The organism is Pantoea sp. sgz302252 (assembly GCF_042610525.1).
Taxonomy (GTDB): Bacteria; Pseudomonadota; Gammaproteobacteria; order Enterobacterales; family Enterobacteriaceae; genus Erwinia.
The window spans coordinates 343992-362612 of the sequence record NZ_JBHDVM010000003.1 but is presented as its reverse complement, the minus strand read 5'-3'; the positions used below and the strand labels follow the sequence as shown (position 1 = coordinate 362612).

At 55.1% G+C, this 18621-nt stretch carries 21 protein-coding genes and 1 tRNA gene; 13 read left to right on the top strand and 9 right to left on the bottom strand.

The window, feature by feature from the left end; translation table 11 throughout:
• Positions 1 to 30: 30 nt before the first annotated feature.
• The 4 genes from rsmE to ruvX all read left to right on the top strand — a co-directional run bounded on the left by rsmE (position 31) and on the right by ruvX (position 2835).
• Positions 31 to 762, top strand: a complete 732-nt coding sequence (gene rsmE / locus ACETPC_RS07925) for a 16S rRNA (uracil(1498)-N(3))-methyltransferase (RefSeq protein ID WP_380180307.1) — start codon at positions 31 to 33, stop codon at positions 760 to 762.
• Between the two features lie 51 nt (positions 763 to 813).
• The gene (gene gshB, locus ACETPC_RS07920; protein ID WP_380180306.1) at positions 814 to 1758 is read left to right on the top strand and encodes a glutathione synthase; all 945 of its coding nucleotides are present in this window, start codon (positions 814 to 816) and stop codon (positions 1756 to 1758) included.
• 91 nt (positions 1759 to 1849) lie between these two features.
• Positions 1850 to 2413: a YqgE/AlgH family protein gene (locus ACETPC_RS07915; protein WP_380180305.1), complete on the top strand. Its 564-nt coding sequence runs from the start codon at positions 1850 to 1852 to the stop codon at positions 2411 to 2413.
• Positions 2413 to 2835: a Holliday junction resolvase RuvX gene (gene ruvX, locus ACETPC_RS07910; protein ID WP_380180304.1), complete on the top strand. Its 423-nt coding sequence runs from the start codon at positions 2413 to 2415 to the stop codon at positions 2833 to 2835. The genes ACETPC_RS07915 and ruvX overlap by 1 nt, the downstream gene beginning before the upstream one ends.
• A gap of 85 nt (positions 2836 to 2920) precedes the next feature.
• Here the strand turns inward: ruvX and ACETPC_RS07905 are convergent, their stop codons facing one another.
• The gene (locus ACETPC_RS07905) at positions 2921 to 3916 is read right to left on the bottom strand and encodes a type IV pilus twitching motility protein PilT (RefSeq protein WP_380180303.1); all 996 of its coding nucleotides are present in this window, start codon (positions 3914 to 3916) and stop codon (positions 2921 to 2923) included.
• A 15-nt stretch (positions 3917 to 3931) separates the two neighbouring features.
• Between ACETPC_RS07905 and ACETPC_RS07900 the strand changes: the two genes are divergently transcribed.
• Genes ACETPC_RS07900 through hemW form a run of 4 tightly spaced genes read left to right on the top strand, consistent with a single transcriptional unit; the run spans position 3932 to position 6951 of the window.
• Entirely contained in the window at positions 3932 to 4630 is a 699-nt protein-coding gene (locus ACETPC_RS07900) for a YggS family pyridoxal phosphate-dependent enzyme (RefSeq protein WP_380180302.1), read from the top strand.
• Between the two features lie 15 nt (positions 4631 to 4645).
• Positions 4646 to 5197 carry a YggT family protein gene (locus ACETPC_RS07895; RefSeq protein WP_380180301.1) on the top strand — a complete coding sequence of 184 codons (552 nt, stop codon included), beginning with the start codon at positions 4646 to 4648 and terminating at the stop codon, positions 5195 to 5197.
• A 31-nt stretch (positions 5198 to 5228) separates the two neighbouring features.
• Positions 5229 to 5822: an XTP/dITP diphosphatase gene (locus ACETPC_RS07890; RefSeq protein WP_380180300.1), complete on the top strand. Its 594-nt coding sequence runs from the start codon at positions 5229 to 5231 to the stop codon at positions 5820 to 5822.
• Positions 5815 to 6951, top strand: coding sequence for a radical SAM family heme chaperone HemW (hemW, locus tag ACETPC_RS07885; protein WP_380180299.1), 1137 nt, complete (start codon positions 5815 to 5817; stop codon positions 6949 to 6951). Before ACETPC_RS07890 ends, hemW begins: the two co-directional genes overlap by 8 nt.
• Positions 6952 to 7109: 158 nt before the next feature.
• On the opposite strand, the gene ACETPC_RS07880 is transcribed toward hemW, so the two are convergent.
• From ACETPC_RS07880 to trmB, 4 genes are all read right to left on the bottom strand, one after another.
• Positions 7110 to 7823, bottom strand: a complete 714-nt coding sequence (locus ACETPC_RS07880; RefSeq protein WP_380180298.1) for a hypothetical protein — start codon at positions 7821 to 7823, stop codon at positions 7110 to 7112.
• Between the two features lie 112 nt (positions 7824 to 7935).
• Positions 7936 to 8643, bottom strand: coding sequence for a DUF2884 domain-containing protein (locus ACETPC_RS07875; RefSeq protein WP_380180297.1), 708 nt, complete (start codon positions 8641 to 8643; stop codon positions 7936 to 7938).
• Between the two features lie 82 nt (positions 8644 to 8725).
• Complete coding sequence (locus ACETPC_RS07870) at positions 8726 to 9052, bottom strand: YggL family protein (protein ID WP_380180296.1); 327 nt, start codon at positions 9050 to 9052, stop codon at positions 8726 to 8728.
• A complete protein-coding gene (gene trmB / locus ACETPC_RS07865) occupies positions 9052 to 9771 on the bottom strand; it encodes a tRNA (guanosine(46)-N7)-methyltransferase TrmB (protein ID WP_380180294.1) in 720 nt (239 codons plus the stop codon). Before trmB ends, ACETPC_RS07870 begins: the two co-directional genes overlap by 1 nt.
• Before the next feature lie 152 nt (positions 9772 to 9923).
• On the opposite strand from trmB, the gene mutY reads away from it, so the two are divergent.
• From mutY to mltC, 3 genes are read left to right on the top strand one after another with little or no spacing between them, the layout of a single operon-like run.
• Entirely contained in the window at positions 9924 to 11003 is a 1080-nt protein-coding gene (gene mutY, locus ACETPC_RS07860; protein ID WP_380180292.1) for an A/G-specific adenine glycosylase, read from the top strand.
• Positions 11003 to 11275, top strand: coding sequence for an oxidative damage protection protein (locus ACETPC_RS07855; RefSeq protein WP_125287307.1), 273 nt, complete (start codon positions 11003 to 11005; stop codon positions 11273 to 11275). Before mutY ends, ACETPC_RS07855 begins: the two co-directional genes overlap by 1 nt.
• A 51-nt stretch (positions 11276 to 11326) precedes the next feature.
• Positions 11327 to 12403 (top strand): membrane-bound lytic murein transglycosylase MltC, encoded by a 1077-nt coding sequence (gene mltC / locus ACETPC_RS07850; protein WP_380180290.1) that lies wholly within the window; start codon positions 11327 to 11329, stop codon positions 12401 to 12403.
• A gap of 39 nt (positions 12404 to 12442) precedes the next feature.
• Here the strand turns inward: mltC and ACETPC_RS07845 are convergent, their stop codons facing one another.
• Together ACETPC_RS07845 and ACETPC_RS07840 are read right to left on the bottom strand one after the other, a co-directional pair.
• Positions 12443 to 13270: a phosphoenolpyruvate hydrolase family protein gene (locus ACETPC_RS07845; protein ID WP_380180289.1), complete on the bottom strand. Its 828-nt coding sequence runs from the start codon at positions 13268 to 13270 to the stop codon at positions 12443 to 12445.
• A gap of 2 nt (positions 13271 to 13272) precedes the next feature.
• A complete protein-coding gene (locus ACETPC_RS07840) occupies positions 13273 to 14493 on the bottom strand; it encodes a Tm-1-like ATP-binding domain-containing protein (protein WP_380180287.1) in 1221 nt (406 codons plus the stop codon).
• Positions 14494 to 14774: 281 nt separating this feature from the next.
• Here ACETPC_RS07840 and ACETPC_RS07835 point away from each other — a divergent pair, with 281 nt between their 5' ends.
• Positions 14775 to 15437, top strand: coding sequence for a TetR/AcrR family transcriptional regulator (locus ACETPC_RS07835; RefSeq protein ID WP_380180285.1), 663 nt, complete (start codon positions 14775 to 14777; stop codon positions 15435 to 15437).
• Positions 15438 to 15477: 40 nt separating this feature from the next.
• On the opposite strand, the gene ACETPC_RS07830 is transcribed toward ACETPC_RS07835, so the two are convergent.
• On the bottom strand, positions 15478 to 17631 hold the full coding sequence (locus ACETPC_RS07830) for an ornithine decarboxylase (protein ID WP_380180283.1): 2154 nt from the start codon (positions 17629 to 17631) through the stop codon (positions 15478 to 15480).
• A gap of 149 nt (positions 17632 to 17780) precedes the next feature.
• Positions 17781 to 17963, bottom strand: a complete 183-nt coding sequence (locus tag ACETPC_RS07825; protein ID WP_380180282.1) for a hypothetical protein — start codon at positions 17961 to 17963, stop codon at positions 17781 to 17783.
• Positions 17964 to 18358: 395 nt separating this feature from the next.
• Here ACETPC_RS07825 and ACETPC_RS07820 point away from each other — a divergent pair.
• Positions 18359 to 18434 (top strand) — tRNA-Phe (locus tag ACETPC_RS07820).
• The last annotated feature ends 187 nt before the right edge of the window (positions 18435 to 18621 follow it).

Here is an 18621-nt window from a genome sequence, read left to right as displayed (position 1 = left end):
ACGCGGCCCGTTACTTTGATCGGGATCCCCATGCGTATACCTCGCATTTATCACACCGAGCCTCTGGTCGTCGGCAGCGAAATTTTCCTTAACGAAGAAGCGGCGAATCATGTAGGACGCGTTCTGCGCATGAGCGCCGGCCAGCGCCTGGAATTGTTCGATGGCAGTAATCTGACATTTAACGCCGAAATCGTGCAGGCGGATAAAAAAAATGTGCGCGTCGCGGTGCTGGAAAGCCGCGAAGAGTGCCGTGAATCGCCGCTTCACCTGCATTTAGGCCAGGTAATGTCGCGCGGCGAGAAGATGGAGTTCACTATCCAGAAGGCAGTGGAACTGGGCGTAAACAGCATTACCCCCTTGTTTTCTGAGCGCTGTGGCGTAAAGCTTGATGCCCAGAGGCTGGCGAAAAAAATCCAGCAGTGGCAGAAAATCGTGATTGCCGCCTGTGAACAGTGCGGCAGAAACCGCGTGCCGGAGGTGCGCGAAGCGATGACGCTGGAGGCCTGGAGCGCCGAAGAAGATAGCTGCCTGAAGCTCAATCTGCATCCCAGAGCGAGCCAGAGCATTAATACGCTGCCGCAGCCCGTGGAGCGGGTACGTCTGCTGATTGGGCCGGAAGGCGGCCTGACCACGGATGAAATCGCCATGACGGCGCGCTACGGCTTTACCGATATCCTTTTAGGGCCTCGCGTGCTGCGCACCGAGACCACAGCGCTGACCGCTATTACCGCCCTTCAGGTGCGGTTTGGCGATCTGGGCTGACAGCAGCGCTGCACAGAAACGGCAGGCAAAAAAGCTCAACTGGAGAGAAGAATGATCAAGCTTGGCATTGTGATGGACCCGATTAGCGCCATCAATATTAAAAAAGACAGCAGCTTTGCGATGCTGCTGGAAGCACAGCGCCGCGGTTACGAAATTCACTATATGGAGATGAAAGATCTCTATCTGCGCGGCGGCGAAGCGCGTGCCGCAACTCGCCTGCTGAGCGTTGAGCAGGATTACGATAAATGGTACGAGTTCGGCAGCGAGCAGGATATTGCGCTGGCAGACCTGAATGTTGTACTGATGCGTAAAGATCCGCCTTTCGATACCGAGTTTATTTACGCGACCTATATTCTTGAGCGCGCGGAAGAGAAAGGCACGCTGATTGTTAACAAGCCGCAGAGCCTGCGCGACTGCAACGAGAAGCTGTATACCGCCTGGTTCGCCGAACTGACGCCGGATACGCTGGTAACGCGCAGCGCGCAGCAGATCCGTGACTTCTGGCAGCAGCATGGCGATATCATTATGAAACCGCTGGACGGCATGGGCGGTTCTTCGATTTTCCGCGTGAACAAGCAGGATCCTAACCTGTCGGTGATTATCGAAACGCTGACCAACCACGGCAGTTTTTACTGCATGGCGCAGAATTACCTGCCGGAAATCAAAGATGGCGATAAGCGCGTGCTGGTCGTGGACGGCGAGCCGGTGCCCTATTGCCTGGCCCGTATTCCGAAATCCGGCGAAACTCGCGGTAATCTGGCAGCCGGTGGCCGCGGCGAAGCGCGTCCGCTTTCTGAAAGCGACCGGGAAATCGCCCGCCGCGTAGGCCCGACGCTGAAGCAGAAAGGCCTGATTTTTGTCGGCCTGGATATCATTGGCGACAAGCTTACCGAGATCAATGTGACCAGCCCAACCTGCATACGTGAGATCGAAGCCGCATTCCCGATTTCAATTACTGGTATGCTTATGGATGCGATTGAAAAACGACTGGCCTGATAAGATAGGGATTGCCGGGCCTTCGTGCTAACCCTGTTTTCCGCCCGCGACGCCAACCCGCGGGCGGATAACCCGACTACAGAATCCTGATATGAATTTACAGCATCATTTTTTGATTGCCATGCCCACGCTGCTGGATCCTTTGTTTAAACGTTCGGTGGTTTATATCTGCGAACACAATGACGAAGGCGCCATGGGTATTATTGTTAATAAACCAATGGAAAATCTTACCGTTGACGGCATTCTCAAGAAGTTAAAAATTATGCCGACCCCGCGTGAGCCCGAGGTGAAACTTGATAAGCCGGTTTTCGCCGGTGGCCCACTGGCGGAAGATCGCGGTTTTATTCTGCACTCTGCACAGCATACTTACGCCTCCAGTATTCGCGTGTCCGATAACACTGTGGTGACGACTTCCCGCGATGTGCTGGAGACGCTCGGCACGCCGGAACAGCCGGAAAGCGTGCTGGTCGCCCTGGGCTACTGCGCCTGGGAAAAAGACCAGCTGGAAAACGAGCTGCTGGAAAATGCCTGGCTGACCATTCCGGCCAACAGCAATATCCTGTTTAAAACGCCCGTGGCCGAACGCTGGCGCGAGGCGGCGAAGAGCATCGGCGTGGATATCCATAATATCACCAGCGACGTTGGACACGCCTGATGAGCCATCACACCCTGCTGGCTTTTGATTTCGGCACCAAAAGCATTGGCGTCGCCATCGGCCAACAGCTGACCGGCACCGCCCGCCCGCTTGCCGCCCTGAAGGCGCAGGACGGCACGCCCGACTGGAGCAAGATAGAAACGCTGCTGAAAGAGTGGCAGCCGGACTTTGTGGTGGTCGGCCTGCCGCTGAATATGGACGGCAGCGAGCAGCCGCTAACCGCCAGAGCGAGGAAGTTCGCTAATCGGCTGCATGGTCGTTTCGGCGTGAAGGTGGAGCTGCACGACGAGCGCCTGAGCACGGTCGAAGCGCGGGCCGATCTGTTTTCACGCGGCGGCTTTCGCGCGCTGAATAAAGGCAGCGTTGATTCGCTCTCCGCCGTGATTATTCTTGAAAGCTGGTTCGAGAACGCCTGGAACTAGCCCAGGCTGGCAGCCGCCAGCCTTATTGCCCTTGCCCTTACTTTTGCCATCGCCATCGCCATCACCATCACCATCACCATCACCATCAGGCAATCATGCCCGCTTTTTTCCTCCCGTCAAGGCTCTGGGCAAAGGTCTGCATCCCAAGCTGCATGCCGGTTTGCAGGATGCCGGGCAGCTGATGCGTTTTTCCCTCGCGGATCAGGCTGGCTGCCGCTGGCGTGTTGACCAGCACCTCGAACAGCGCCACCCTGCCCTTAGCAACGCCCGGCACCAGCTTCTGCGCAATCACCGCTTTAAGACTGCCAGCCAGCTGGCTGCGGATCAGATTTTTCTCCGCGCCGGGGAAAACATCCACCAGCCTGTCGACTGCCTGGGCCGCGCCGCGCGTGTGCAGCGTTGCCAGCACCAGATGGCCGGTTTCCGCAGCGGTCAGCGCCAGCTGGATGGTTTCGCCGTCCCGCAGCTCGCCCAGCAAAATCACATCCGGATCCTCCCGCAGCGCCGCTTTTAGTCCGGCGCTAAAGGAAGAGCAGTGCTGCCCTATTTCCCGCTGCTGGATCAGCGAGCGGTCGCTGTGATGGATAAACTCCACCGGATCCTCCAGCGTCAGGATATGGCGGTGCTGCTGCTGGTTGATCGCGCCGATCAGCGCAGCCAGCGTGGTGGATTTACCGCTGCCGGTCGCGCCTGTTACCAGCACCAGGCCATCTTCCAGCCGCAGCAGCTCCGCAGCCACCGGCGGCAGGCCAAGCTCCGCCAGCTCGGGACAGCGGCTGGCGATAAACCGCAGCGCCAGCGAAATCCCCTGCCTTTGCCGGAACAGATTGGCCCGCAGCCGCGTGCCGTCGCCCAGCGTTACGGCGAAATCCAGCTGGCCCGCCTGAGAAAAGGCGTGCTGCTGATCTTCATCCAGCCAGCTCTGACGGATTTGCTGTAGCAGCTCGTCGCTTTTTGGTAGCTCGCCCGGCATCGCCTCCAGCCTGCCCGCCAGCCGCCAGAATGGAGAATGACCACTGCAGAGGTGCAGATCCCCGGCGTTATGCTTTACACTAAGCGCCACTAATTCCTCAATATCCATATTAACTCCCTGACTATGACTTCGATTCAGCACAACTTACAGCAAGTCCGCGAGCGGATCTCAGCGGCTGCCGCGCGTTGCGGCCGCGATCCAGCAGAAGTTACGCTGCTTGCAGTAAGCAAAACAAAACCTGCGAGCGCGGTCGCAGAAGCGGCGGCAGCGGGCCAGGCAGCCTTTGGCGAAAACTATGTGCAGGAAGGCGTGGATAAAATCCAGGCGCTTCACAATTGTGCGCTGGCATGGCACTTTATCGGGCCGCTGCAATCCAATAAAAGCCGACTGGTAGCGGAAAACTTCGGCTGGTGCCATACCGTAGATCGCCTGCGGATCGCCACCAGGTTAAACGATCAGCGCCCGGCCGATCTGCCGCCGCTGAATGTTCTGATCCAGATAAATATCAGCGACGAGCAGAGTAAATCTGGCATCATGCTGGCTGCGTTACCGGATCTGGCTAAAGAGATCGCCCAGCTGCCGCGCTTAACCCTGCGCGGACTGATGGCAATCCCGGCACCAGAGGCGGATTATCAACGCCAGCTGGCGGTTTGCCGTCAGATGGCGGCGGCTTTTAGCGAGCTGAAAAAAAACTACGCTTCCGTCGACACGCTCTCTCTGGGCATGAGCGACGATATGGAAGCGGCTATTGAGGCAGGCTCGACCATGGTGCGCATTGGCACCGCTATATTTGGCGCGCGCGATTACGGCGCCACTAACTAACCTTTGAGGGACTCCATGCTGACGTTGACTTTTCTGGTCTCAACGATAATTAATCTTTACGTAAAAGTGCTGCTGCTGCGCATCTGGATGCAGTGGGCAAGATGCGACTTTTACAATCCTTTTTCGCAATTTATCGTTAAGATCACCCAGCCGGTTATCAGGCCGCTGCGCCGGATTATTCCTTCTGTCGGGCCGCTGGATACCGCTTCGCTGCTGTTGGCTTACGTGCTCAGCGTGCTGCTGTTTACCGTGATGTTTGCACTGCAGAGCGGCGTGATGATTTTCGATCCCGTATTCCTCTATTTCGGCCTGGTTTCGCTGGTCAAAGCCGCTGGCGTACTGGTGTTCTGGGTCATTATTATTCGTTCGCTGATGAGCTGGGTAAGCCAGGGCCGCAACCCGGTAGATTACGTGCTGATCCAGCTAACTGAGCCGCTGATGGCGCCTGTGCGCCGCCTTATTCCGGCGATGGGCGGCATCGATTTCTCGGCAATGGCCGTGATCCTGATCCTTTATATGCTGAACTATCTGGGAATGGATTTTATTCCCGGCTGGGCGCAGCTCTGATTCTGTACGGTAGTTAACTTCTGGATTTGATATGCAAAAAGTAGTGCTCGCCACCGGCAACGCCGGAAAAGTTCGTGAACTGGCCGATATCCTGGCCGACTTCGGCCTGGATATCGTGGCGCAGACCGACTGCGGCGTAGAGTCGGCCGAAGAGACCGGCCTGACCTTTATCGAAAATGCCCTGCTGAAAGCGCGCCACGCGGCGGCCATTACCGGTTTGCCCGCCATTGCCGATGATTCCGGCCTGGCAGTGGATGCGCTCGGCGGCGCACCGGGCATCTATTCTGCGCGCTATGCCGGCGTGGATGCCAGCGATCGGCAGAATATCGACAAGCTGCTGCAGGCGATGGAAAACGTCGCCGACGGCCAGCGCCAGGCGCAGTTTCACTGCGTGCTGGTTTATCTGCGTCATGCGGAAGATCCGACGCCGCTGGTGTTTCACGGTAGCTGGCACGGCGAAATTACCCGTGCCATAAGCGGTGAAGGCGGCTTCGGCTACGATCCGGTGTTTTTTGTGCCGGAGCTGGGTAAAACCGCAGCGGAGCTGAGCAAAGAAGAGAAGCGCGCGGTTTCCCATCGCGGCAAGGCGTTAGCGCTGCTGTTGGAAGCAATGCGTAATGCATAATTTGCCGCCGCTCAGTCTCTATATTCATATTCCCTGGTGCGTACAAAAATGTCCTTACTGCGACTTCAACTCGCATGCGCTAAAGGGCGAAGTGCCACACGAAGACTATGTACGCCATCTGCTGGCCGATCTGGATGCCGATCTGCCGCTGGCGGCTGGTCGCGAAGTCGGCACCATCTTTATTGGCGGCGGCACGCCGAGCCTGCTGAGCAGCGAAGCGATGCAAATGCTGATGGATGGCGTGCGGGCGCGGCTGCCGCTCTCGCCAATGGCAGAGATTACCATGGAGGCTAATCCCGGCACCGTAGAGGCAGACCGTTTCAGCGGCTACCAGCGCGCCGGGATCAACCGTATTTCGATTGGCGTGCAGAGCTTTAGCCAGCCAAAGCTGACGCGTCTTGGCCGCATTCATGGCCCGGAAGAGGCGAAACGCGCGGCAGCGCTGGCTAAAGGGCTTGGCCTGCGCAGCTTTAACCTCGATTTGATGCATGGCCTGCCCGATCAGTCGCTGGAAGAGGCGCTGGACGATTTGCGCCAGGCTATTGAGCTGGATCCGCCGCATCTTTCCTGGTATCAGCTGACCATTGAGCCTAATACGCTGTTCGCTTCGAAGCCGCCGGTTTTACCGGATGACGACTCGCTATGGGATATCTTCGAACAGGGCCATCAGCTGCTGACAGCGGCAGGTTACGAGCAGTATGAGACTTCCGCCTATGCCAAACCGGGCTACCGCTGCGAGCATAACCTTAACTACTGGCGCTTTGGCGACTACCTGGGCATCGGCTGCGGCGCACACGGCAAGCTGACGCAGGCGGACGGACGTATTATTCGCACCACTAAAACCCGCCATCCGCGCGGCTTTATGAACGGCAACTATCTGGATCGCCAGCATGAGGTTGCGGATAAAGAGAAGCCTTTCGAGTTCTTTATGAACCGCTTCCGGCTGCTGGAGGCCGCGCCGCGCGAGGAGTTCGCACGCTTTACCGGTCTTGATGAAGAGGTTATCCGTCCACAGCTGGACGAGGCGCTGGCGAAAGGCTATCTGACCGAGACGCCGGAGAGCTGGCAGATTACGGAAAAGGGCAAGCTGTTTTTAAATTCGCTGCTGGAGCTGTTTCTGGCAGAATAGTGTTGTTATCTCCCCGCCGACTAAAGCGGGGAGCTACTCAATATCTATCGCTGTACGGACGGCTTTTTACTCAAATCATTATGCAGCATTATTTATGGGCTTACCTAAATCAAGGCAGCTTAAAGGATTCGGTCTGAATAAAATCAATGCATATATATTTAAACGGAGCTTTTAATGTTGCTTGCCCAGCTTTTTACTTCTTTCAGTAAAATTTTGATTTCGTTTACCTCATGATCCTTACATATTTCTGTGTCACCAAAATCATTAAACTTTTTACCGTTGATCGTATGTTCAAGATACTTTTTCGCCTGAGAAGCGATGGATTTTGATTGTAATTCTGAGAAGTATTTTAATAGCGTCACCGTAGACCGCGACATGTAATTCGTATTGTCGATCTTATTAAGAATAATGCTGTCACAGTGTTTAGCCAGCCTTTCCGCCATCTCCTTTATAAATTCCGGCGAATTTTTAGCCACCTCAATACTGACGCTTTGTTTTGGGACATTTTCCATTGGCTTATCTACAGGTTTACTGCACACCACCTTTCTTTCGCTAATTTTGGCTGCCATTTCCTTGAATTCAGGCCTTTGCCTGATATCAGCCGTCTTTGACAAATCCTTTACTCTTACAGAGTTAATATTTGAATTAGCTACGGTTCTGCAGCCTTTATCTTTTTCCGGGTTGCGCAGGAAGCTTAATTGCCTTTCATATTTTTGTATTTTATATGGGCTGAAACTATTAGAACTTATCCTTACTTTTTCCAGCTTCTTTGTGATAAGCCTTATTGCAAACTTAGTACTTTTCTCATCATTTGCTAACAGAAAAGCCGCATCAGAACTATTAAAAACATGTGCTTTTATGTAATTTATCATGGTTATCTCCCTGAGTGTAAAATGTCATACTACAGGGCCTGTTTATAACAAACTTTCAGAAAACGCTTACCAAATATTATTTTGCCGAAAAAATTTTCCGGCAAAATAAAGTCTAGTTTATGCTTTTAATCAGTTCATTACGCTTTTCTTCCAGGCTGGTCACGCGGTTACAAACCTCATGGCCGAAGTTCTGGAAATCCGCTTCCTGCTTGTTCCATTCTGTCTGTACGGCCTGCTGTAGCCCGCCCAGGTTGCCCATTACCGCCTGCAACGGATTATCACCGTTAACCTTGCTGCCCATTTCATTAAGGCTGTCCTGAATCACGCCACCCATCGTGCTCTGTACCAGCTTTTCGCCATCCTGCCGTACCTGCTGGATGGCCTGGTGATGAAAAGTCAGGCCGTCGCTGCGGTGTTCAATAATGCGGTTCATCTGCTGCTTTAACTGCTCATCGAGCTTTGTCAGGCGGCCGCGCACTTTGCTGTCGGCACCCAGCTTGCTGACGATAACGCCGTCCAGCGCCACGCGGCTTTTCTCCAGGCGCTGGCGCGCGCCCTGATCGACCCACGGCAGATCGCGGCGCAGTGCGGCCTGGTAATCAATGGCTTTCTGGCGGGAAGCATTATCTACGGCGACAGCCTGGCCGTTGTGCTGCACCTCGCCCGTTGGCGTAATAGTCAGGTTGCCGCTGGCACCCACTACCTTGACATTTTGCGCAGAGATAATGATATCGTCCTGAGGATTAACGCTGCACTGATAGTCGGCCTGCGCCTGTCCCGCCGCCAGTAATAGCGCGGCCACTGCGATCGCTTTACGCATTTACTCTTCTCCTGAGCAACAAAAGGCCACGCGTGCGTGGCCTCAATGGACGATTTGCCTGCCTGCTACAGCAGGCAATGAATTAGTCCCACCAGACGTCGAAAAGTTCGGTTACCTGAATATTATTTAGCTGGCGATCTTCCAGCCACTTGCGCACCAGTTCACGATGCTCGTCGGTGCATTTGCCGGTCTTCTGCAGGCAAACCAGCCCTTCCCACTGCAGGTAGCCGCTGCCGTCAAAGGCCAGGCCGTTGGGATCGATTACCTCGTTGATAAAGGCATCAAGGGTGCTGTCAATCGTCTCGGCGCTGCTGCCTTCCGCAAAAGTGAAAGCCACGGAAAAGCCTAGTTCCTGAAACTCGTCGATGTGCATTTTCTTGCGCAGGCGACGGCTGCGTTGAGTAGCCATTATTTAATCCTCTCAAACATCAAATCCCATACACCGTGGCCAAGACGCTGGCCGCGCTGTTCGAATTTCGTTAACGGCCGCGAATCGGGACGCGGCACATAGTCGTTGGTGGCCGACTGGTTTTTGTAACCCGCGATGCTGTTCATTACTTCCAGCATATGTTCCGCGTAGGCTTCCCAGTCGGTGGCCATATGGAAGACGCCGCCCAGCTTCAGCTTGCGCATTACCAGCTCGGCGAAAGGCGTCTGCACGATACGACGTTTATTATGGCGCGCTTTATGCCAGGGATCCGGGAAAAAGAGCTGCACCATGCGTAGCGAGTTATCCGGGATCATTTTCTCCAGCACATCCACCGCATCGTGACACATTACGCGCAGATTCTCTACGCCAGCCTCGTCGGCCGCGCTCAGACAGGCGCCGACGCCCGGCGAATGTACTTCTATGCCCAGAAAGTTTTGCTGCGGGTTTGCGGCCGCCATCGCCACCAGCGATGCGCCCATCCCAAAGCCTATTTCCAGCACTACCGGCGCTTCGCGGCCGAAAAGCTCGGCCAGATCGACCGGCTCTGGCTGATACTCCACACCTTTTACAGGCCAGAAATGGTCCAGCGCGTGCTGCTGGCCTTTGGTCAGGCGGCCCTGACGGCGAACGAAGCTGCGAATACGGCGCAATGGGCGGCCGTTCTCGTCAAACTCCGGTGTAATCACATCATTCTTCATGTTTCTGCCTGCTGGTCTGCAATCTCTGGAAAACGGGCATTATGCAAAGTTACAGCTGTTAAGCAAGCCCAGGTAACTTCCGGTTTACAGCATAACGGGTCTGTGCTGGAATCCCAGCCTGATTTTTAATTTACCCGGGAAACTTCGTAAAGATGATGCAAGCGCCGCAGTTCTCACGGCAGGTACTGGACTGGTATCAGCGCTTTGGCCGCAAAACCCTGCCCTGGCAACAGGAAAAAACGCCTTATAAAGTCTGGCTTTCTGAAGTGATGCTGCAACAGACGCAGGTCGCTACCGTTATCCCCTACTTCGAGCGTTTTATGGCACGCTTTCCCACCGTGACCGATCTGGCCGCCGCGCCGCTGGATGAGGTGCTGCACTTGTGGACGGGGCTTGGCTATTATGCCCGCGCGCGTAATCTACATAAGGCGGCGGTTCAGGTAGTGGAAAAGCACGGCGGCAAATTCCCCGAAACCTTTGAAGAAGTCGCCGATCTGCCTGGCGTTGGCCGTTCAACGGCGGGCGCGATCCTTTCTTTATCTTTAGGCAAGCATTTCCCAATTCTGGATGGCAACGTCAAACGGGTGCTGGCTCGCTGCTATGCCGTGAAGGGCTGGCCGGGCAAGAAAGAGGTGGAAAAGCGCCTGTGGCAGATTAGCGAAGAGGTTACGCCTGCCGAGGGCGTCAGCCAGTTTAATCAGGCAATGATGGATCTGGGCGCGATGGTCTGCACCCGCTCGAAGCCGAAATGCGAGCTTTGCCCCCTGAACCTGGGCTGCATCGCTTATGCCCAGGGCGATCAAACCAGCTACCCCGGTAAAAAGCCGAAGCAGACGCTGCCGGAACGCACCGGTTATCTGCTGATGATGCAGCGGGACGACAAGGTCTGGCTGGAGCAGCGGCCACCGGTCGGTCTGTGGGGCGGCCTGTTCTGTTTTCCGCAGTTCACCAGCGAGGAGGAGCTGCGCCAGTGGCTGCACCTTCGCCATATCGACCATGCATCGCTGACCCAGACTATCGCCTTTCGCCATACCTTCAGCCATTTCCATCTGGATATAGTGCCAATGTGGCTGAAACTGCCTGCCGCAGGCGCAGTCATGGATGAAGCTGCGGGTCTCTGGTATAACTTAGCGCAGCCGCAGTCCGTAGGACTGGCTGCTCCGGTGGAACGTCTGCTGGCGCAGCTGCGTCAGAGCGAGCCGGGCATTCGCGCAACAAAAGAGGAAGAGTAATGAGCAGAACCATTTTTTGTACATTCCTGCAGCGCGACGCTGAAGGACAGGATTTTCAGCTCTATCCGGGAGAGCTGGGCAAACGCATCTACAATGAAATCTCCAAAGAAGCCTGGTCGCAGTGGATGAGCAAGCAGACCATGCTGATCAACGAGAAGAAGCTGAGCATGATGAACCCGGAAGATCGCAAACAGCTTGAACAAGAGATGGTGAAATTCCTGTTCGAAGGACATGACGTCCATATCGAAGGTTATACCCCGCCGGCAGAATAAACGTTGGGCCTCGCTATGGAGGCCCCCTCAATTTGGGCGTAGCACGACATAATGAAGAAACTGATAGGCTTGCTGGTTATCGCGCCGCTGTTGATTTCCTGCTCCAGCAATAAAAAACCGGTTTTCCACGAAGAGTGGGTCAAGGATACCAACGGGTTCGACATTTTAATGGGCCAGTTCGCCCATAATATTGAGAATATTTGGGGCATCAACGAGGTGCTGATCGCCGGCCCGAAAGACTACGTAAAATATAGCGATCAGTATTATACGCGCAGCCATATCAACTTTGATGCCGGTACCATTACTATCGAGACCATTGCCGGTACCGATCCTATGGCCAGCCTGCGCCAGGCGATTATCACGACTTTGCTGATCGGCGAAGATCCCGGCAATGTCGATCTTTATTCCGACGCCAACGATATTCAGCTGGGCCAGGAGCCGCTGCTTTACGGTCAGGTGCTGGATAACACCGGTCAGCCGATCCGCTGGCAGGGCCGCGCGGCTAATTTTGCTGATTACCTGATCCAGAATAAGCTGCAGCGTCGCAACGCCGGTTTGCATATTATCTGGTCGGTGACTATTCCGATGGTGCCCAACCACCTGGACAAGCGTGCGCATAAATATCTGCCGATGGTGCGTAAGGCAGCGGAGAAATATGGCGTCGATCAGTCTTTGATCCTGGCAATCATGCAGATCGAGTCGAGCTTTAACCCCTATGCGGTTAGCCATTCTGATGCGCTGGGTCTGATGCAGGTGGTGCAGCATACGGCTGGCGTGGACGTGTTCCGCATGAAAGGAAAATGGGGCAAGCCGAGCCGCAGCTATCTGCTGGATCCGGAAAACAATATTGATGCAGGCACCGCTTATCTTTCGCTGCTGCAGGACAGTTACCTTTCCGGCATCGCTAACCCGGTTTCACGCCGCTATGCGGTGATTACCGCCTATAACGGCGGCGCGGGCAGCGTGTTAAGGGTCTTCTCCAGCGACAAGAACCGCGCCTTTAGCGCCATCAACGAGCTGTCGCCTGCCGAGGTTTACCAGACGCTGACCACCAACCACCCTTCCGCGGAATCGCGCCGCTACCTCTATAAGGTCAATAGCGCGCAGAAGAGCTATCACCGCTATTAAGCACGGTGAGAAAAGGCGGATGCTGGGATCCGCCTGCTGTTAACGGCTGATATTTTTAAACTGCCGGGTGGTCTCGGTCAGCGCGGTTTCCGCTGGCAGCCGCTCCATTGAGCTGGCGCCGTAAAAACCGTTGCACTGCGGACAGTTGGCGAGAATGTAGCTCGCATCTTCCGGCGTGGCTATTGGGCCGCCGTGGCAAAGCACGATCACATCTTCACGCACCTTCCTGGCTGCTACCGCCCATTCGTTGATTAACGGCACGCAGTCCGCCAGCTTCAGCGCCGTTTCCGCACCTATGTTGCCGCCGGTTGTTAGCCCCATGTGCGCCACGATAATGTCCGCGCCCGCTTCGGTCATGGCTACGGCGTTTTCCGCACTGAAAACGTAAGGCGTGGTCAGCATCTCTTTTTGGGCCGCCAGCCGGATCATGTCAACCTCCAGCCCATAGCCCATGCCGGTTTCCTCAAGATTTGCACGGAAGTTGCCGTCAATCAGCCCCACCGTCGGGAAGTTCTGCACGCCGGAGAAGCCCAGCGCTTTGAGATCGTCCAGAAACTTATCGAACTGGCAGAAGGGATCGGTGCCGTTAACGCCCGCCAGCACCGGCGTATTTTTCACGACTGGCAGCACTTCTTTCGCCATATCGACGACTATTTCATTGGCGTTGCCGTAGGCAAGCAGGCCCGCCAGCGAACCGCGCCCGGCCATACGGTAACGGCCTGAGTTATAGATCACGATTAGATCGATGCCGCCAGCCTCTTCGCATTTAGCGGAAAGCCCTGTACCGGCACCGCCGCCGATAATCGGCTCGCCACGCGCAATCATCTCTTTGAATTTTTTTATAATTTCCTGACGGGGAAATGCCATCTTCAGCTCTCCTTTTCAGCCAGTTGACGGAACTCTCTGACCGCGGCCTGGGCAAACTGCACATCGTTGATATTAAACGGCAGACGGCGAATCACCCGGCGGCTGGTCTGTTTGACTTTGGCTTCCAGCGTGCCGATAAAGGCCTGGTTCGCCTCTGGCGACCAGAAAAGCTGGCCCTGTGCATCAAGCGCGGAGAAGCCGCCTTCCGGGATCAGAAAAACGATATCGCCTTCGCAACGGTTCAGCTTATCGGCAATCCAGGTTGCCATCGCCGCGTTCTCTTCCGGCGTGGTGCGCATCAGCGTGACCTGCGCGTTGTGGTGGTAGAACAACCGATCGGCATATTTTTCCGGCACCGTGGAAGGATGGCCGAAATTGACCATATCCAACGCGCCACAGGACATTACGCAGGGAATACGGCTGTTGGCCACTGCATCAAAGCGTGTTTCATCACAAGCCAGCACGCCGCCGAACAGGTAGTCGCAAACTTCGGTGGTGGTTAAATCCAGCAGGCCGTTCAGCATGCCGCTGTCGGCCAGCTTTTCCATCGCCTTGCCGCCGCTGCCGGTAGCATGGAAGACCAGGCAGTCGTAGCGCTCCTCCAGCATGGTGCTGACCGCCTGGATGCAGGGCGTGGTAACGCCAAACATTGTCAGACCCAGCGCAGGTTTATCACTGCTCTCTTCCGCTACCGGAAAGAGCACCGCGCCAGCGATTTGATGTGCGGCATTACCCAGTACCTGGCGGGAGATACGGTTAAGACCGGAAACATCGGTTACTGAATAAACCATACTGATATCGCTGGCGCCGACATAGCCGGAGACATCGCCGGAAGCCATAGTAGAGACCATGACTTTTGGCACACCGATCGGCAGAGCCTGCATAGCTGGCGTAATCAACGCCGTGCCGCAGGAGCCACCAAGCCCGATCACGCCCAGCAGATCCTGACGTTGGTTAAGGAAAGTCTTAAATGCCAGCGCCATCGCGTCAATCGCTTTGCCGCGATCGCCGCAAAAGACGGCCTGACGCCCCTGCGGATGAAAATCCGCAATCAGCTCGGGCGGGAAATCCGCCGCCGAAGGTTCACTAACTGGTTGAGTTGACAGGTCAACTGTTACTACTTCAGCACCCGCTTTGCGCAGGCAATCGCTGACATAAAACAGTTCCCTTCCTTTAGTATCTGCCGTTGCGACGGCGTAAATAAAGCCACTATTTGTAGTCATAGTCGTAACAACACCCTGTTATCAGACGAAATAAAGACTTGATAAAGAAGCAATAAAACAGTAAATAGAAGCTGAGGGTTTTTAACCTTCCGCTTGATGAGATAACAGTATCACTGTTATCAATGATAAATCAATTGAATGGAATAGGTGTCTCACAAGGATGTCGGCTATGCTTAATAACGAAACCTGTCCTGCAGACGCTGGTGCAAGGTGACGCCCGTTGCCCACCTGCCGTCTTCAATCGCTTGAATATCAGGCAGATTTAACAAAATGAGGTTAATGTGGAGCAAAGGGATTCCGCTGGGGTTGTAAAGCTGACCGCCACACGCGCAAGAACACGTCGTTTACTGATTGAGACCGCTATGCGGCTTTTTGACAGCGGCGCGTTCCCATCTATCACCGAAGTCGCGCAGGAAGCTCAGCTTTCCCGCGCTACGGCCTATCGTTACTTTCCGACCCAAAGCGCACTGGTTTCCGCCATCGTTACGGAGACGCTTAGCCCGATTAAAAGCTGGCGTCCTACTCGCGAAGAGGCCAGCGATCGTGTTGAAGAACTACTGACGTTCGCTTTCCCGCGCATGCTTGAACATGAGGGAACGCTGCGTGCAGCGCTGCACCTCTCGCTGACGCAGTGGGCGCAGTCGCGCGCCAGCGACAAGCCGGATAAGGAGAAGCTGGTAAGGGGAAACCGTAAGGCACTGCTGCAACACGTGCTGGAACCTCTTAACAACGAGCTGCCGCCGGCCATCGTTGAGCGCGTTATCAAATCGCTGTCGCTGGTTTACGGTTCGGAGATTTTTTTGGTGATGAAGGATATCTGGGGCTGTGATAACGACCAGCTGCAGGATATCGGTAAATGGATCGCCAAAGCCATTGTTCGTCAGGCGCGGGAAGATGCCGCCGGGCTGGAACATCAGGCGCAACAGGTCAACGTGACCGAGTAAAGCTGCGCCGCTGTCCGCGCCTTCCCTGGCGCGGGCTATGCTATGCGCCGGACTGGTTAATTACATAACCCATCAGGCGCTTTTCGCCCTTTTCATCCGTTTCAACATAAACGCCCTGCAGCTCTGGCGAGAAGCCCGGCAGCAGGTTGAGCCCTTTCTCCAGCGCCATAAAATAGCGCTGTACTGCGCCGCCCCAGATTTCACCAGGCACTACGCAAAGCACGCCTGGCGGATAAGGCAGCGCACCTTCCGCTGCGATACGCCCTGCCGCCTCCGCAATCGGTACCAGCTCAACGTTGCCACGGATAAACTCTATATTGGCATCCTGCGGATTCATCGCCACCTTTGGCAAACTCGCCTGACGGAACATGGCTTTCTGCAAATCTTTGACGTCGCTGCTGGCGTATAGCTGATGCATTTCCAGACAGAGACGGCGCAGCGTATAGCCTTCATAGCGCGCGGCGTTTTTGCGATAGATCGTAGGCAGTACATCGCGCAGCAGCGCATCTTCCTGAATGTGGTGCTCAAACTGCGCCAGTTTGGCTACCAGGTGCGCCATTTTTTCAACGCTTTCCGCTGGCGTAAGCAGGAACAGGATGGAGTTCAGGTCGCACTTCTCCGGCACCACGCCGTTTTCACGCAGGTAGTTAGCCAGTATGGTTGCCGGAATACCAAAATCGGCATACTGGCCGCTGGCGGCGTCAATGCCCGGCGTGGTCAGCAGCAGCTTGCAGGGGTCGATCAGGTACTGATCTTTTTCGTATCCTGCAAAGCCATGCCAGGCCGCGCGCGGCTCAAAGCTGAAGTAGCGGCTGTCGGCGGCAATCTCACCGGTCGGCGCGTCCTGCCATGGTCTGCCGTTCACTTCATCAGGAATAAAAGGCTTAATCAGCTCGCACTTCGCCAGAATTGCCTTACGCGCATCGATACCCAGCGTCACACACTCGTGCCACAAGCGCCGCCCGGCTTCGCCCTGATGCATTTTGGCGTTGATATCCAGCGCCGCAAACAGCGGGTAAAATGGGCTGGTCGAAGCATGCAGCATAAAAGCGTTGTTCAGCCGCTTGTGGCTGCAAAAACGCTGCTGGCCGCGAATATGATTATCTTTTTTGTGGATCTGCGAGGTCTGCGAGAATCCGGCCTGCTGCTTGTGTACCGACTGAGTGACAAAAATGCCCGGATCGTTTTCGTTTAGATCCAACAGCAGCGGCGAGCAGGCCTCCATTACCGGGATAAACTGCTCGTAGCCTACCCATGCCGAGTCAAACAGGATGTAGTCGCAAAGATGACCAATGCTGTCGATGACTTTGCGCGCGTTGTAGACCGTGCCGTCATAGGTGCCCAGTTGGATAATCGCCAGCCGGAACGGACGCGGCTGGCTGGCGCGTTCAGGCGCAACTTCAGCAATTTGTTCGCGCAGCCAGGCTTCATCGAAACAGTGCGCGTCGATACCGCCGATAAAGCCGAACGGGTTACGCGCCGTTTCCAGATAGACCGGTGTAGCGCCAGCCTGAATCAACGCGCCATGGTGGTTGGATTTGTGGTTATTGCGATCGAACAGCACCAGGTCGCCACGCGTCAGCAAAGCATTGGTAACGACTTTGTTGGCGCTGGAAGTGCCGTTCAGCACGAAATAGGTTTTATCGGCATTGAAGACTTTCGCCGCGAATTTTTGCGCATGCTTGGCCGATCCCTCATGGATCAGCAAATCGCCCAGTTTGACGTCGGCATTGCACATATCGGCGCGAAAGATATTCTCGCCGAAGAAGTCGTAGAACTGGCGTCCCGCCGGATGCTTTTTAAAAAATGCGCCGCCCTGATGACCGGGACAGGCAAAGGTACTGTTATCCATTGCGACGTATTTGGTCAGCGTGTTGAAGAAAGGCGGCAGCAGCCTGGCCTGATATTCCGCTGCAGCGGCTTCCAGCCGGGCGGCATCGTCTTCTTCGCCCGTCAACAGGCCGGTCACTTCCGGCAGATTTTCCGTTTGGGCGGCGTCGTCCGGCGCGATAAAAACCGGCAGATTAAAGCCGGTATGGCGCAGCAGCGCCAGCATGCCGCTGCGCGAGTCGGCTACGGAGAGCACCACCGCCGCCACGTCGGTGAAATCGGTTTTTTCCAGCGTGACCACTTCACGGCCGGTCTGAAGGTGGATAGCTACTGTGGTGCTGGCTGCAATTTTTAGTGGTGTCATTACGCAAATCCCTGGGCAAGGATAAGGGTGCCTGAGGCACGGCAACGGGAAAAGGCTGGGCCTTTGCCCGACGAAAGCGTCAGTAGGGTTAGCGGCGAAAAGGCCGGCTTCGACCAACAGACATCAGTAAAATCAGCGTACGGCTGCTTTTACTCATGGCTAACGGCGAAGCGAAACCTCACCGCATGACGAGCGGCATAGCGGGCAGAAAAATCTGAACGGATCGGCGGCGCGGCATCGGGTAAAAACGGCAGTGCAGCAGAGCTGGCATGATGGCGGCCTCGCAGACGGGGAAACGGCGCAATAATCGCATCTTTTATTTTGATGTTCAAGTTACGGGCATGATGCTATTGCGGACGCGAATATCAAATAAATATTCTAAATTCAGTTATTTAAATAAAATATCGACTTTTATCGATCTAATTACTATGCAGTAAAAACGCAAAATTATTCAGGTGACACCCCGGTTATGCGCGCCTGCCCTGCACTCTTTTACGGCAAGAAGGGAAATTTTACTGCCGCATGCATTATTAGCATGATGTAACTAAATTTAAAAAAACTGGCGATCGACAGTGTTATTGGTATAAAGCACCTGGCGCCCAAGCCTACAAATTTCGTGCAATATGCCGTAAATCCCGCCAGATTGATGGAAAAGAGTGCAAACGGTTCACTTTACCGCATAAAGCCGTTGACGCTTTTCCGCGACTCCTGTTTAATGCGCCTCGTTGCCCGGATAGCTCAGTCGGTAGAGCAGGGGATTGAAAATCCCCGTGTCCTTGGTTCGATTCCGAGTCCGGGCACCACTATTTAAAGAACCCGCCCCCGTGGCGGGTTTTTGCTTTTGTAGCACAAAGGCCAGCGCTCACCCGTGAATCCCCTTTCCTCTGATGAACTGTTCATGTTCAGAGCAGTCACAAGGCATAAACCAAATCCTCACTCTCAAATAAAACTCCCGTGCTTTATTCGACAGGGCGTATACCAGCATCTCAT

What these genes read in the sequence shown, in the direction of transcription:
- rsmE (WP_380180307.1), top strand. Translation starts at nt 31, where the DNA reads ATGCGTATACCTCGCATTTATCACACCGAGCCTCTGGTCGTCGGCAGC.
- gshB (WP_380180306.1), top strand. Translation starts at nt 814, where the DNA reads ATGATCAAGCTTGGCATTGTGATGGACCCGATTAGCGCCATCAATATT.
- ACETPC_RS07915 (WP_380180305.1), top strand. Translation starts at nt 1,850, where the DNA reads ATGAATTTACAGCATCATTTTTTGATTGCCATGCCCACGCTGCTGGAT.
- ruvX (WP_380180304.1), top strand. Translation starts at nt 2,413, where the DNA reads ATGAGCCATCACACCCTGCTGGCTTTTGATTTCGGCACCAAAAGCATT.
- ACETPC_RS07905 (WP_380180303.1), bottom strand. Translation starts at nt 3,916, where the DNA reads ATGGATATTGAGGAATTAGTGGCGCTTAGTGTAAAGCATAACGCCGGG.
- ACETPC_RS07900 (WP_380180302.1), top strand. Translation starts at nt 3,932, where the DNA reads ATGACTTCGATTCAGCACAACTTACAGCAAGTCCGCGAGCGGATCTCA.
- ACETPC_RS07895 (WP_380180301.1), top strand. Translation starts at nt 4,646, where the DNA reads ATGCTGACGTTGACTTTTCTGGTCTCAACGATAATTAATCTTTACGTA.
- ACETPC_RS07890 (WP_380180300.1), top strand. Translation starts at nt 5,229, where the DNA reads ATGCAAAAAGTAGTGCTCGCCACCGGCAACGCCGGAAAAGTTCGTGAA.
- hemW (WP_380180299.1), top strand. Translation starts at nt 5,815, where the DNA reads ATGCATAATTTGCCGCCGCTCAGTCTCTATATTCATATTCCCTGGTGC.
- ACETPC_RS07880 (WP_380180298.1), bottom strand. Translation starts at nt 7,823, where the DNA reads ATGATAAATTACATAAAAGCACATGTTTTTAATAGTTCTGATGCGGCT.
- ACETPC_RS07875 (WP_380180297.1), bottom strand. Translation starts at nt 8,643, where the DNA reads ATGCGTAAAGCGATCGCAGTGGCCGCGCTATTACTGGCGGCGGGACAG.
- ACETPC_RS07870 (WP_380180296.1), bottom strand. Translation starts at nt 9,052, where the DNA reads ATGGCTACTCAACGCAGCCGTCGCCTGCGCAAGAAAATGCACATCGAC.
- trmB (WP_380180294.1), bottom strand. Translation starts at nt 9,771, where the DNA reads ATGAAGAATGATGTGATTACACCGGAGTTTGACGAGAACGGCCGCCCA.
- mutY (WP_380180292.1), top strand. Translation starts at nt 9,924, where the DNA reads ATGATGCAAGCGCCGCAGTTCTCACGGCAGGTACTGGACTGGTATCAG.
- ACETPC_RS07855 (WP_125287307.1), top strand. Translation starts at nt 11,003, where the DNA reads ATGAGCAGAACCATTTTTTGTACATTCCTGCAGCGCGACGCTGAAGGA.
- mltC (WP_380180290.1), top strand. Translation starts at nt 11,327, where the DNA reads ATGAAGAAACTGATAGGCTTGCTGGTTATCGCGCCGCTGTTGATTTCC.
- ACETPC_RS07845 (WP_380180289.1), bottom strand. Translation starts at nt 13,270, where the DNA reads ATGGCATTTCCCCGTCAGGAAATTATAAAAAAATTCAAAGAGATGATT.
- ACETPC_RS07840 (WP_380180287.1), bottom strand. Translation starts at nt 14,493, where the DNA reads ATGACTACAAATAGTGGCTTTATTTACGCCGTCGCAACGGCAGATACT.
- ACETPC_RS07830 (WP_380180283.1), bottom strand. Translation starts at nt 17,631, where the DNA reads ATGACACCACTAAAAATTGCAGCCAGCACCACAGTAGCTATCCACCTT.